This window comes from Brevibacterium oceani, from assembly GCF_013623835.1.
Lineage (GTDB): Bacteria > Actinomycetota > Actinomycetes > Actinomycetales > Brevibacteriaceae > Brevibacterium > Brevibacterium oceani.
In genome coordinates this window covers 177,925-190,310 of sequence record NZ_JABKDE010000001.1, presented here as the reverse complement: position 1 = coordinate 190,310, position 12,386 = coordinate 177,925, and the positions used below count along the sequence as shown (strand labels likewise).

Here is a 12,386-nt window from a genome sequence, read left to right as displayed (position 1 = left end):
GACACCTCCGCAAACGCCACCGGCCTCAAGGTGGGGATGAAGCCCCGCCACCTGGTGATGATGAGCCTCGGCTCGGCGATCGGCGCCGGCCTCTTCGTCGGTTCCGGGGCCGGCGTGCAGGCGGCCGGCCCAGCGGTCCTCGTGTCCTATGTCGTCGCCGGCCTCATCGTCATCTTCGTTATGCGCGCCCTCGGCGAACTCGTCGCCGCGGATCCGAATCCCGGAGCGTTCTCCCACTACGCGGGCAAGGCGATGGGGCCTGCCGCCGCGTTCGCCGTCGGTGCCCTGTGGTGGGTGCAGCTGTGCCTCGTCGTCGCCGCCGAGGCCACCGCCGCCGCGCAGATCGCCGCCTCCTACGTTCCCGCGGTCCCGCAGTGGGTCATCGCCCTGGCGATCATGCTCGTCTTCACGGCCATCAACCTCACCACTTCAGGCAGCTTCGGTGAGTTCGAGTTCTGGTTCTCACTGCTCAAGGTCGCCTTCGTCGTGCTCTTCCTCGTCCTCGGAATCGCCTATCTCCTCGGCTGGACTCCGGCCGAACCGCCCGCGCAGATCTTCTCAGACGGGTTCATGCCCACCGGGATCTCGGGCATCGCAGCCGGACTGCTCGTCGTCGCTTTCGCCTTCGGCGGCATCGAGATCGTTGCGGTCGCCGCCGCCGAGACCGCGAACCCCGAGCGCAGCGTGAGCCAGGCGATCAAGACCATCGTGTGGCGCATCCTGTTCCTCTACATCGGTTCGGTGGCGATCATCGTCCTCGTTCTGCCGTGGACGGACGACCGCCTCGGCGCGTCCCCCTTCGTCGCTGTCCTGCAGACGGCGGGCCTGCCGTTCGTCGCCTCCCTGCTCGCCGCCGTCATCGTCATCGCCCTGCTGTCATCGATGAACGCGAACATCTACGGTGCCTCCCGGATGGCGTTCTCGATGTCGCAGCGGTCCATGCTGCCCCGCGGGCTCGGTCGCACGACCCGACGCGGCGTGCCCGTTCCCGCCGTGCTCGCAACCTCGGCGTTCGGCTTCGTGGCTGCGGCGCTCAATTACTTCTGGGCCGCCGAGGTGCTCGGAGTCCTGCTCAACATCGTCGGCTCCACGCTCATCGTCACCTGGGTCGCGACTTTGGTCTCGCAGATCGTGCTGCGTCGCCGCGCCCAGGCGGCCGGGGACCCCCTGCCACTGCGGATGTGGGGCTACCCGTGGCTGTCGTATGTCACGCTCGCCGGCATCGCCGTGATCATCGGCCTCGGTCTCACCGTCGCGTCCGTGCGCTTCCAGATCATCGGGACGCTCGTCTTCATCGTCGCGCTCTACCTCGTCGGCCTCATCGTCACCAAGCGCCGACCCGCTGCGAGGGCCTGAGCCGGTCGGGCTGGGTCAGGCAGGGCTGGGCCACACTGGACTGGGCTGAGCCGGTTCAGGCTGGGCTGAGCCAGATTGAGTTGGACCTGGCAGAGCTGAGCCAGACCGAATCCGACCAGGCTCAGCCACAGGCTCAGTCGACAGCAACCGCGGCGTCAAGCGCGGCGATCTGCTCCCGCAGAGCCGTCGTTGCCGAGGCACCTGCCGCCCAACCCGAGAGCATGTCCCGAGTCTGCCCGACGTGACGGCCGAAGTGCCGACCGGCGTAGGTGGTGACGTCGATGGGAAGCACCGCCTCCATCGCCTCGAGCACGGCCCGGGCGACCGGCGCCGATACGGCCTTCGCCACCGATGCAGACAGGGGAAGGGGCAGTCTGCTGCGTGCCCGCACCGCCTCGGCGGCGGCCCTCGCCGGACGATTCAGGTGCGACTTCAGCTGAACCCAGGAGCCGCCGCGGATGCTCAGTTCCGCGACGTAGGGGATGAACACTGTCGGCGGCAGCGCGATCGCGGAGTGCGGCACCGGCATGACGAGTCGGCCGAGCTCACGGACCAGTCGTTTCACTGTCTCGCGCCGTCCGCTGACGAGGAACCTCGGCGCGGCTGGCGGGGCCCAATAGCGCACTTCGTGCCCGGTCGCGGCGTCGCCGTCGGCGACGCGTTCGGACACGAACGCAGGACCGAAGACGGCCACCTCGGCGTCGGGGAACTGCGTCCGCGCCCGGTCCAGGTCGCCATCGACCTGGCTGGTGATCGCGATGACGGGGGCGCAGGTCTGACGAATCGCCGAGGCGACCGTCGGGTCGAGGTCACGCGGACGGGTGGAGAGGACGATGAGGTCCCACCGCCCGGCTTCCCGCGCCCGGTCCCAATCGGTGACCGTCACCCTCCTCGTCGCCGCCACCCGCGTCATCGCCCAGCCGGATGAAGCCTCGACAGAGGTGTCGCCATCCGCATGTGCACGGGGCTGCGCACCGGACCTGTCGTTGACGGGCCTGCCGTCGCCTGAACTGCCGTCGCCTGAACTGCCGTTGCCGGGCTCGCCGTCCCCGGGTTCACTGTCATCGGGCTCGCCGTCGCCGGAACTGCCGTTGCCGGGTCCGATCGGGCGCTGATCACCGCTCGGATCGATGACACTCACTCGGCGCGGATAGGCCGCTCGCGGCCGCGCGGCCGGCCTACGAGACACGACCGCAACCTCGTGGGCATCGGTGAACAGCGCGGCTCCGGCGAGGCCGATGGCTCCGGCTCCTTGGAAGAGGATTCTCATCGTGCGCCTGCCTCTCTGTTCGGGTCTCTCAAGGCTCGTGTCTCAGTTCTCGTAGACAAGTGCAGAGGCGATGGCAGCGATCCCCTCGCCTCGGCCGGTCAGCCCGAGTCCGTCTGTCGTCGTCCCCGACACCGAGACCGGGGCGCCTGCGGAGGCGGAGAGGATCTGCTGGGCTTCTGTGCGGCGGGAGCCGATCTTCGGTCGGTTGCCGATGACTTGGACCGCGATGCTGCCGACCTCGAAGCCGTGGTCGCGGACGATGCGGGCCGCCTCGCTGAGGAGGTCGGCACCCGAGGCACCGGCGAGCTCCGGACGATCCACCCCGAAGTGCTCACCGAGGTCACCGAGGCCGGCAGCGGAGAACAGCGCATCGCAGCAGGCATGGGCCGCCACGTCGGAATCCGAATGCCCCTCGAGTCCGCGTTCTCCCGGCCACAGCAGACCCGCAACCCACAGCTCGCGCTCGGCATCGACGGAGAACGCGTGCACATCGACACCGATGCCGGTGCGCGGAATCATCGTGCTCATCGTGGGTCTCCTTCTGTCCCGCTCCCCGAGATCTCACCGTTCCTCGAGCTTCCAATGCTTTCGGAACTCCCAGAGCTTCCAGAACGCCCAGAGTCAGTGCCCGCGTCTCTCAATCGTGCAAGGTGTTCGCCGAGGATGCGGTCGAGCGGATAGGTGATCTTCAGTGCCTCTTCGTCACCGGCGACGGCGACGACCTCGATGCCCAGACGCTCAACGAGGCCGGCATCGTCGGTGGGGACGGCCGCGCGCACCGCGTCGAGGTCCTCGCCCGATTCCTCGCCCTCGGCAGTCACAACATCGTCGGTCCCATGATGTTCGTAGGCGCGCAGCAGAGTCATAGCGCGGAATCCCTGCGGGGTCTGGACCCGTCGCAGGTGTGCCCGATCGAGATCTCCGCGCACCACAGCGTAGGGCCCGGCGGTTCCCACAACCGCTGCCGGATCAGAATTGTTTGGTCGATCCACCGTGGTTTCGGCGACAGAATCGCGGCGGATCGACCGAACAATGCCGTCGGAAGTGCGATCCACACCCGTGTCATCGCCGGCGGTCGTGCTCGATCCCGTCGCGGGGTGAACAACTGCCCGCCGGACGGTATCGATCATGGGCAGAACGGGGACGACAGCCTCGGCGCCGGAGAGCACCGCGGCATGCACGCGACGGAACACATCGGGCGGGGTCAGGCACCTCGCCGCGTCATGGACGAGCACGACCTCAGCATTACTGACATGTTTCAAGGCGATTTGCACCGAATCAGTGCGGTCTTTTCCACCTGCTACGGCTGTGATTGGAATAGAGGTATTCATGCGCTCGGTTACCGAGTCGATTTCCTCACGTGCACGCAAAAGAAAATCCTCGGGAGCGGCCACCACGACTGTGGTGGCGACTCCCGAGGAGATGATCGTCTCGAGGCTGCGAACCAGAAGGCTCCGCCCGTGGATATGGGCGAAGGCCTTCGGCTCTCCGCCGCCCAGACGAGAGCCCGACCCCGCGGCCGGGATGATGACACAGGTGCTCAGGATGCGAGCACTTCGTCCAGCAGGGCCTCTGCCTCGGACTCTTCCTTCTTCTCGGCCAGGGCGAGTTCGGAGACGAGGATCTGACGTGCCTTGGAGAGCATGCGCTTCTCGCCGGTCGACAGGCCGCGGTCCTGCTCGCGACGCCAGAGGTCACGAACGACCTCGGCGACCTTGATGACATCGCCGGACTGCAGCTTCTCAAGATTCGCCTTGTAGCGGCGGGACCAGTTGGCGGGCTCCTCGACGAATTCCGCGCGGAGGACGTTGAAGACCTTTTCCACGCCTTCCTCACCGACGACGTCTCGCACACCGACGAGGTCGCAGTTCTCGGCCGGCACCTCGATCACTAGGTCGCCGTGGGCAACCTGGAGCTTGAGATACAGTTTCTCCTCACCCTTGATGGATCGCTTCTTGATTTCTTGGATTGTCGCTGCACCGTGATGTGGATAGACAACAGTGTCGCCGACCTGGAAACTCATATTCTCTTCAAACCCCTTTCGCGGAATCCCAGTTTACCATGAGGCGCGCCACAGAAATCGCTCAGGGTAATGATTCTTCATGCTAGGCTCCGCCCCTCATCCTCGACCGAGGGGGCCACTCAACCGCCTCGCCAGCGGGGACGTCGGCATCGGTTGTCCTGTCGCACCTGCGGGATTCGCCGACGATTCCCCGTCTGCGACGAGGAATGAACTTCGTATGAACTCACGACACGCGCGAACCTGCAGAACCTCCCGAGCGACACCCCGAACCTCCCGACTGCCACCGGCCACGCCCCGCCCATGGCGACCGGTCGCGGACTTCACCTGCGGATCGGGCCCGGTTCTACAGCAGGTCAAAAACCGGGTAGTATACAGACTGATCTTGTATTGCCACTTCAAGGAGCATAATGAAACGGCACAACCGCGCGGCCCTCGCCGTTGCCGCACTCGCTCTCGTTATCCCCGTCAGCGGATGTGCAAGCCTGCTGTCTCCCCACCAGACCGCGGAATACCACTACAACGGCGGCGACGGCGCCTCTGGCACGGTCGGTGACGTCGAGGTCCGCGGACTGATGCTCATTATGGATGAGAAGGGCGAAGGCCCGGCGCAGCTGTTCTTCACCCTCCTCAACAAAGGCGACTCCACTGCCGATGTGACGATCGAGGCCTCGGGCACCACCGTAGACGAATCCGTCAAGGCCGGCGAGACCTTCGTCCAGGATCCGAAGAGTCCCGAGACCACGTCCAAGGACGTCGTCACGGTCGACAAGCTCGACGCTCAGCCCGGCGACCTCGTCGACATCACCGTCACGGTCGGCGGCGAAGAGAAGACGATCCGCACCCAGGTGCTCTCGGACTCCCTGCCCTACTACGAGGAGTACGTGCCGACCGAGTCGCCGTCGAGCGTGCCCAGCGACGATGCGACCTCATCCGAAGGTGCCGCGTCATCCGACGAGACGACGTCCTCCGATGAGGGCACCGCGACCGAAGGCGCAACGGCCAACGGCTGATCTGCCCGACCGCCTGCCGAAGCAGGCGACTCAGGCGAACCAGATGAAAGGAGCCGCTCACATGATGTGAGCGGCTCCTTTCGCATTCACTGCCGTTCCGGGCCGACCGCACCCGTGAGACCGCGCCCGCGAGCCGCGGCCGGTCCGCGAGTTCCGCCCTGCAGACCGGCCCGGGACCCCGAACCTCCTGCCCTGCAGACCGGCCCCGAACCCCGCACCTCCTGCAGTGGAGAGGACCTCAGGCTTCGAACTTGTATCCGAGCCCGCGGACGGTCGTGAGCAGTCGCGGCTCCGAAGGGTTCTCCTCGACCTTCGCGCGCAGGCGCTTGACGTGGACGTCGAGGGTCTTCGTGTCACCCACGTAGTCCTCGCCCCAGATGCGGTCGATGAGCTGACCGCGGGTCATCACACGCCCGGAGTTGCGCACCAGAATCTCGAGTAGTTCGAACTCCTTGAGCGGCATGGACAGCTCTTCGCCGCGCACGGACACGACGTGGCGTTCGACGTCTATGCGCACTCCCCCGGCCTCGAGCACGGACTCGTCCTCGAATCCGTCGGATTCGACGTTGCGCCGCAGCACCGCACGCACCCGGGCGAGCAGCTCACGTGAGGAGTAGGGCTTCGTCACGTAGTCGTCGGCGCCGAGTTCGAGCCCCACGACCTTGTCGATCTCCGAGTCCTTTGCCGTGAGCATGATGATCGGCACGTTCGACTTCGCCCGCAGCTCACGGCACACCTCGGTGCCGGAGACGCCGGGCAGCATGAGATCGAGGAGGACCAGGTCGGCGCCGCTGCGGTCGAATTCCGCGAGAGCCTTCAGCCCGTCATCGGCGACCGTCACCTCGTATCCTTCCTTCCCGAGCAGGTACGACAGCGGGTCCGAGAACGAATCCTCATCCTCGACAAGCAGAATACGAGTCACGTTGTGAGCTTCCTTTGTTCGCTTTCATCGGTCAGTTCATCAGTCGAGCCGTCACGGTCGGCCCGGGCGACGTCGCCGTCTCCATTATCACCGGCGGAAGGCGCGTTGTCCTCTGCACCGTCATCGTCGACGTCGTTCTCACTCGCCGAGGCGGCGCCCGCCGAGTCTGCAACGCCGTTCGAATCCGCGCCCTCCTCAGGTTCCCCGGCCGCGACCGCTGCCGGTGCCGGGTCTGCGGAGTGCTCGATGAGCACCCCGTCGGGGGCCGAATCGCTGGCGGCGTGGTCGGGGGCAGTGCCTGCCAGGGGCAGCACGATCGTGAAGGTCGATCCCTTGCCGAGCTGACTCCAGACGCGGACCTCACCGCCGTGGGTGGCGATGATGTGCTTGACGATGCTCAGGCCCAGTCCTGTGCCGCCGGTGATCCTCGACCGCGCCGGGTCGACGCGGTAGAAGCGTTCGAAGACCCGCTCGGTGTCCTGGGCGGACATGCCGATGCCCTGGTCGGTGACGGCGATCTCGACGCGTTCGTCGACGAGATCGACGCCGACGCCGACGCGGGTGCCGTCGGGTGAGTAGTTGATGGCATTGTCGATGAGATTGCGCACCGCATTGACGAGGAGCTCGTAGTTGCCCTCGATGAGCAGATCCGACGGCGGGGAGATCTCGATGTGGATGTTCTTGCCTTCGGCGCGCGTGCGGGCACGGTCGGCGGCATCGTCGACCACCTCGGCGGCGGAGATCTTCTCCGTGGTCGCGGGGGCGGCGTGATCCTGGACGCGGGAGAGGTCGATGATCTCCTGGACGAGCTGGGTCAGTCGCTTCGACTCACGCTGCATACGTCCGCCGAAGCGTTCGACCGCGGCGGGATCGTCGGCGAAGTCGGTGACCGCCTCGGCGAGGAGGGCCATCGCTCCGATGGGGGTCTTGAGCTCGTGCGAGACGTTGGCGACGAAATCGCGGCGGACGGCGTCGACGCGCTTGGATTCGGTCTGGTCGTCGCAGAGGACGAGGACGAAGGAGGTGCCCAGCGGTGCGACGCGGGAGTGGAGGAAGCGGAGCACGGAATCGGAGTTCTCGCGCTTCTGTTCGAGGTCGATCTCCTCGATGAGGCCCCGGGCGCGCACTCGGCCGACGACGCGCAGCATCTCGGGCGAGGCGAGCGAATGACCTCTGACCAGGCCGAACGTATACGCGGCCGGGGAGGCTTTGACGACATCGTCGCCGGCGTCGATGACGATCGCGGCCGACGAGAGGACGGCGAGCACCTCGGCGATGCCTTCGGGAAGGTCGTCCTCGGAATGCAGATCGGCAGCATCGCGGGAGCGTTCGCTGAATCGGAACGCCAGAATGCCCGCTATGCCGAGGCCCAGGCCGACGACGCCGGTCAGGACCGCCACTACCAAGAGATCCACAACCTCAAGCTTAGGTGCACTCCACCGTCCCGGCGCACCGAATTCACCTTGCATGGGCCCATTTGCCGAGGAATTCACCTTCCCGACAGGCGACGTTCATCCGTCCGTGCGAAGCTGACGTCTGTGTGCCTGCGCTCCCCCGCCCTCGGCCGCCGACCGGTTCACCGGTCCGTGACCGGATTGCCTGTCCATGAACGGACTTCCGGTTCATGAAAGACCGAGGACCGGATGCGCGCACCAGCAGTCACCCCGATGAACCCCCTCGCACGATCGAGAGTAAGGAAGAGCCGTCAATGCGCGAAGTCTTCAAGAACGAACTGGACGATCTGGCCACCCAGCTGGTCGGCATGTCCACCAAGGCGCTCGAAGCGATTCGGCTGGCGAATCAGGCGCTGCGGTCCAATGACCTCGAACTGGCCGAACAGGTCATCGAGGCCGATGCCGTGATCGACAACATGCAGTTCACCCTCGATCAGCAGGCCGCGGAGATGCTCGCCCTGCAGGCCCCCGTCGCCGCCGACCTGCGCGCCGTGATCGGCTCGCTGCGGATGTCCGCCTCTCTCGAGCGGATGGGCGACCTCGCCCGACACATCGCCCAGCAGGTGCGCATCCGCTACCCCGAATCGGCGATTCCCGAGACCTTCGAGACGACCTTCGCCCGCATGGGTGAGTCCGGAGAGAAGATCGCCGAGGCGACGCAGCGGCTGCTGTCGAATCCCGGCCTGTCCGCTGTGCCCACGATCAACGCGATCGATGAGGAGCTCGATGAGCTCCACCTCAGCGTCTTCGCGAAGCTCGCCGAGGCTCCCGCAGGATCGCTGGCCCCGCGCCACATCGCCGACGTCACCCTGCTCTCGCGCTACTACGAGCGCTTCGGCGACCACGCGGTCTCGGTCTCGCAGAAGGTCGAATACCTGCTCACCGGCAACTGGGAGCCGTACCTGTCGAAGAAGTGAGGCAGGCCCGCAGAAGCGAGGCACACTCTGAGAAGTGCGGCAGTCTTCCAGAACTGAGGCGCCGGCAGGACGCCCGGACGACGATCGCCGAGGTGGTTCTCCCACCTCGGCGATCGTCGTTGTCGCTGCAACTGCTGCTATTGCAGCCGGGCTCTGCGCCCCTGGTTCGCGACCTGGCCGATCGCGTCGGCGGCGGCGTCGGGGTCGAGGTAGGTGCCTCCGGGCCGGACCGGAGTGAAGTCCTCGGTCAGCTCGTAGTGCAGCGGGATGCCGGTGGGGATGTTCAGTCCCGTGATGTCGGCATCGGAGATGCCGTCGAGGTGCTTGACCAATGCACGCAGCGAGTTGCCGTGGGCGGCGACGAGCACGGTCTTGCCGACGGTGAGCTCGGGGACGAGGACGTCATACCAGTACGGCAGGAGGCGGTCGATGACGTCGGCGAGGCACTCGGTGCGGGGCAGCGAATCGCCGAGGTTGGCGTACCGTGCCTCACCGGCCTGCGAGAACTCGGAGCTGTCGGCCAACGCAGGCGGCGGGGTGTCGAAGGACCGGCGCCAGGTCATGAACTGCTCTTCGCCGAACTCCTCGCGGATCTCCTTCTTGTTCTTGCCCTGCAGAGCGCCGTAGTGGCGCTCGTTGAGCCGCCAGCTGCGGTGGACGTCGAGCCAAGAGAGGTCGGCGGCCTCGAGGGCGATGTTCGCGGTGAGGATCGCTCGCTTGAGACGGGAGGTGTGCACAACGTCGGGGATGAGGTCCCTCTCGCGCAGCAGCTCTCCGGCGCGCTGGCCCTCGGCGCGGCCCTTGTCGGTGAGGGGCACGTCGACCCACCCGGTGAACAGATTCTTCTGGTTCCATTCGCTCTCGCCGTGGCGCAGCAGGATGAGGTTATACGTCATGGCACCATTTTTGCACGACCGGTCCGGGCGGTCTCTCGCGACCGCCATCTGAGTGAGACGGAAGCAGTCGTCCAGCCCGGTGACAAGTGGGGCGCCAGATTCGCTCTTCGGTCGCCACCGTTCGAAATCTCAATATTCGACAGAATGTCTCGCATCGCAATACAAGCGGAGTAGTCTGACCTCATGTCAGACACACCGACGCCTCCAAGATCCGCGAGCGCAGACGCTCCCACTGCCGACCGCAGTTCGATCATCGCCGTCACGGCCCTGCCCGTGCTCGTCGTCATCGCCGGCGTGCTCGGGTTCCTCCTGCCCGATGCCTTCACCCCTCTGGCCCCGACGATCACATGGGCTCTCGGTGTGGTCATGTTCTTCATGGGGCTGACGCTGACGCTTCCGGACTTTGCACGCATCGCCAAACGCCCCTGGGTCGCCGTGCTCGGCGTCGTCACCCAGTTCGTCGCGATGCCGCTGCTCGGCCTCCTCGTCGTCACTGTGTACGACCTGCCCGCCGAGATCGCCGTCGGCGTCATCCTCGTCGGCTGTGCTCCCGGGGGCACCGCGTCGAACGTGGTCACCTATCTGGCCAAGGGTGACACGGCACTGTCGGTGTCGATCACCACCCTGTCGACGCTGCTCGCTCCTGTGCTCACCCCGCTGCTGACCCTGTGGCTGGCCGGTTCGTACATGGATGTGCCGTTCGGGTCGATGTTCGTCTCGATCTGCCAGACGGTGCTCGTGCCTGTCATCGTCGGAGTCCTCGTCCGCGTCTTCGTCTCCAAGGTCGTCGATGCGATCGCCCCGGTGCTGCCGTGGCTGGCGTCGATCGCCATCGCCTACATCGTCTCGATCGTCGTGGCCGGTTCGGCCGGGTCCATCGCCACGGCCGGTGTGCTCGTGCTGCTGGCCGTCGTCACTCACAATGTGCTCGGACTGGCTGTCGGCTACGGAGTGGCGACGGCCTGTCGCCTCGATACTCCGACGCGCAGGGCCCTGTCCTTCGAGGTCGGCCTCCAGAACTCCGGGCTGGCTTCGACCCTGGCGACTACGTACTTCTCGCCGCTGACTGCTCTGCCGGGTGCGGTCTTCAGTGTGTGGCACAACGTCTCCGGTGCGCTGCTCGCCTCGATCTTCGCTCGCCGCCCGTACGGCAAGCCTGCGGTCGATGCGCCCGAGCGCGTCTCCGTAGGCGCATCCGCTGACGGCGGTGCGGACCGATGAGCACCGAACGTTGGGCACCGACCGATCATCACAGGCCGTTGAGCGCCGACCGATGATGACAGGCCGATGAGCGCCGAGGCGGCTCCGGGCAGAGGATTCGAGTCCTTCGCCGGCGAATCGATCGAAGTGAAGCGACGACGCTTCACGATCCGCCGCGCGGTCGGATCCGATCTGCCCGCCCTCGTCGCGCTGCTGCGTGATGATGTGCTCGGTGCCGCCCGCGAGGGCAGCGCCGATGTTGCCGAAGCCGTCCCGGGTACTCGCGAGGGCAGCGCCGATGCCGGCAACATAGCCGGCGATCCGTCAGCCGCGTCCGTCGCTGACGATTCGACTGCCTACGCCGAGGCGTTCGCGCTCATCGCGGACGACCCGAATCAGCTGCTCGTCTCCGTCGTCGAAGGCAGTGCTGCCGACGAGCACACCACAGACGCACCCGATGCGGATGGCCGTATCGTCGGCACCCTTCAGCTCAGCCTCGTGCCGAGCCTGTCGCGCCGCGGGACTCTGCGCCTGCAGATCGAGGCGGTGCGGATCGGTGCCGCCGCACAGGGGATCGGCCTCGGCACCGCGGTCTTCGAATGGGCGCATGACTGCGGTCGTCGCTTGGGAGCCGGACTCGCGCAGCTGACGACCGACAAGTCACGCGCCGATGCGCAGCGCTTCTACGCTCGCCTCGGCTATGTCGCCAGCCACGAGGGTCTCAAACTCCCTCTTGGCTGAGCGGTGGGCTCCCCTCACCGACCTTCTCACCTTCGGTGAAGGTGCCGAGGAATTCGTTGTCATCACCGCTGAGTTCCTTCTCGAACGCGGCGAGGTTGCGCGTCGATTCTCCGCGGCTGACGCGCCAGGCCCATTCCCGCTTCATTCCGGTGAGGAATCCGATGAGGAGGAGTTCGTTGAACGAGGAATCGGCAGCCTGGAGCATGGCTCCGAGCAGCCCGTCGAGTTCGGCGAGCAGGTGCTCCCTGGGCACGCTGGCGCGCAGATAGACGTCGCCGAGGCTGTCGATCGCGAACGCGACAGGCCCGGGCTTGAGATTCTTCTGCAGCAGCCACCTATTGAACTCGGCCGCATTCTCGTCGGGGTGGCGGATGACGAAGGCCTGCAGGTGGGCGGTGCGGGCGAAGACGCTGATGGCGACGTTCGTCTTCAGCTTCTTCTCGCCCGGCAGGGTGACGACGATCTCGGAGTCCTCGACGGAGTCGACGGGCACATCGTTGCTCTCGGCCCACGTGCGCACGCCGGTGAGGATCGCCTCGGTGTCGGTGCTCATGCTCTCACGCCTTTCGTTCGACTCTCGTGCTCACCGCCGACTCT

The 12,386-nt window shown here is 66.3% G+C and carries 13 protein-coding genes; 5 read left to right on the top strand and 8 right to left on the bottom strand.

Annotated features, from left to right (window positions below):
• The first annotated feature begins 36 nt into the window (after window positions 1–36).
• Window positions 37–1,356, top strand: coding sequence for an amino acid permease (locus tag HK401_RS00830; protein WP_181273242.1), 1,320 nt, complete (start codon window positions 37–39; stop codon window positions 1,354–1,356).
• Between the two features lie 133 nt (window positions 1,357–1,489).
• On the opposite strand, the gene HK401_RS00825 is transcribed toward HK401_RS00830, so the two are convergent.
• Genes HK401_RS00825 through HK401_RS00810 form a run of 4 tightly spaced genes read right to left on the bottom strand, consistent with a single transcriptional unit; the run spans window position 1,490 to window position 4,649 of the window.
• Window positions 1,490–2,626 carry a hypothetical protein gene (locus HK401_RS00825; protein ID WP_181272763.1) on the bottom strand — a complete coding sequence of 379 codons (1,137 nt, stop codon included), beginning with the start codon at window positions 2,624–2,626 and terminating at the stop codon, window positions 1,490–1,492.
• A gap of 42 nt (window positions 2,627–2,668) precedes the next feature.
• The gene (ispF, locus tag HK401_RS00820) at window positions 2,669–3,154 is read right to left on the bottom strand and encodes a 2-C-methyl-D-erythritol 2,4-cyclodiphosphate synthase (RefSeq protein ID WP_181272762.1); all 486 of its coding nucleotides are present in this window, start codon (window positions 3,152–3,154) and stop codon (window positions 2,669–2,671) included.
• Window positions 3,151–4,152, bottom strand: a complete 1,002-nt coding sequence (locus HK401_RS20535; RefSeq protein ID WP_309135900.1) for an IspD/TarI family cytidylyltransferase — start codon at window positions 4,150–4,152, stop codon at window positions 3,151–3,153. The genes ispF and HK401_RS20535 overlap by 4 nt, the downstream gene beginning before the upstream one ends.
• A 14-nt stretch (window positions 4,153–4,166) precedes the next feature.
• A complete protein-coding gene (locus tag HK401_RS00810) occupies window positions 4,167–4,649 on the bottom strand; it encodes a CarD family transcriptional regulator (RefSeq protein WP_135539215.1) in 483 nt (160 codons plus the stop codon).
• Between the two features lie 407 nt (window positions 4,650–5,056).
• On the opposite strand from HK401_RS00810, the gene HK401_RS00805 reads away from it, so the two are divergent.
• On the top strand, window positions 5,057–5,659 hold the full coding sequence (locus tag HK401_RS00805) for a hypothetical protein (RefSeq protein WP_181272761.1): 603 nt from the start codon (window positions 5,057–5,059) through the stop codon (window positions 5,657–5,659).
• A gap of 238 nt (window positions 5,660–5,897) precedes the next feature.
• Here HK401_RS00805 and HK401_RS00800 read toward each other — a convergent pair whose 3' ends face one another.
• Window positions 5,898–6,581, bottom strand: coding sequence for a response regulator (locus HK401_RS00800; protein ID WP_166973834.1), 684 nt, complete (start codon window positions 6,579–6,581; stop codon window positions 5,898–5,900).
• Entirely contained in the window at window positions 6,578–7,987 is a 1,410-nt protein-coding gene (locus HK401_RS00795) for a sensor histidine kinase (protein WP_181273240.1), read from the bottom strand. Before HK401_RS00795 ends, HK401_RS00800 begins: the two co-directional genes overlap by 4 nt.
• A 302-nt stretch (window positions 7,988–8,289) precedes the next feature.
• On the opposite strand from HK401_RS00795, the gene phoU reads away from it, so the two are divergent.
• Window positions 8,290–8,952: a phosphate signaling complex protein PhoU gene (phoU, locus tag HK401_RS00790; protein WP_181272760.1), complete on the top strand. Its 663-nt coding sequence runs from the start codon at window positions 8,290–8,292 to the stop codon at window positions 8,950–8,952.
• Window positions 8,953–9,089: 137 nt separating this feature from the next.
• On the opposite strand, the gene HK401_RS00785 is transcribed toward phoU, so the two are convergent.
• Window positions 9,090–9,848: a phosphoglyceromutase gene (locus HK401_RS00785; RefSeq protein WP_181272759.1), complete on the bottom strand. Its 759-nt coding sequence runs from the start codon at window positions 9,846–9,848 to the stop codon at window positions 9,090–9,092.
• Window positions 9,849–10,031: 183 nt separating this feature from the next.
• On the opposite strand from HK401_RS00785, the gene HK401_RS00780 reads away from it, so the two are divergent.
• Both HK401_RS00780 and HK401_RS00775 read left to right on the top strand, forming a co-directional pair.
• The gene (locus tag HK401_RS00780) at window positions 10,032–11,069 is read left to right on the top strand and encodes a bile acid:sodium symporter family protein (protein ID WP_258233896.1); all 1,038 of its coding nucleotides are present in this window, start codon (window positions 10,032–10,034) and stop codon (window positions 11,067–11,069) included.
• Window positions 11,070–11,135: 66 nt separating this feature from the next.
• A complete protein-coding gene (locus tag HK401_RS00775) occupies window positions 11,136–11,789 on the top strand; it encodes a GNAT family N-acetyltransferase (protein WP_181272758.1) in 654 nt (217 codons plus the stop codon).
• Here HK401_RS00775 and HK401_RS00770 read toward each other — a convergent pair.
• Complete coding sequence (locus HK401_RS00770; protein ID WP_181272757.1) at window positions 11,770–12,342, bottom strand: YbjN domain-containing protein; 573 nt, start codon at window positions 12,340–12,342, stop codon at window positions 11,770–11,772. The genes HK401_RS00775 and HK401_RS00770 overlap by 20 nt on opposite strands.
• Window positions 12,343–12,386 lie beyond the last annotated feature (44 nt).

Bases quoted from the DNA above. Each gene is read 5' to 3' on its own strand.
- HK401_RS00830 (WP_181273242.1), top strand. From the start codon at position 37: ATGAAGCCCCGCCACCTGGTGATGATGAGCCTCGGCTCGGCGATCGGC.
- HK401_RS00825 (WP_181272763.1), bottom strand. From the start codon at position 2,626: ATGAGAATCCTCTTCCAAGGAGCCGGAGCCATCGGCCTCGCCGGAGCC.
- ispF (WP_181272762.1), bottom strand. From the start codon at position 3,154: ATGAGCACGATGATTCCGCGCACCGGCATCGGTGTCGATGTGCACGCG.
- HK401_RS00810 (WP_135539215.1), bottom strand. From the start codon at position 4,649: ATGAGTTTCCAGGTCGGCGACACTGTTGTCTATCCACATCACGGTGCA.
- HK401_RS00805 (WP_181272761.1), top strand. From the start codon at position 5,057: ATGAAACGGCACAACCGCGCGGCCCTCGCCGTTGCCGCACTCGCTCTC.
- phoU (WP_181272760.1), top strand. From the start codon at position 8,290: ATGCGCGAAGTCTTCAAGAACGAACTGGACGATCTGGCCACCCAGCTG.
- HK401_RS00785 (WP_181272759.1), bottom strand. From the start codon at position 9,848: ATGACGTATAACCTCATCCTGCTGCGCCACGGCGAGAGCGAATGGAAC.
- HK401_RS00780 (WP_258233896.1), top strand. From the start codon at position 10,032: ATGTCAGACACACCGACGCCTCCAAGATCCGCGAGCGCAGACGCTCCC.
- HK401_RS00775 (WP_181272758.1), top strand. From the start codon at position 11,136: ATGAGCGCCGAGGCGGCTCCGGGCAGAGGATTCGAGTCCTTCGCCGGC.
- HK401_RS00770 (WP_181272757.1), bottom strand. From the start codon at position 12,342: ATGAGCACCGACACCGAGGCGATCCTCACCGGCGTGCGCACGTGGGCC.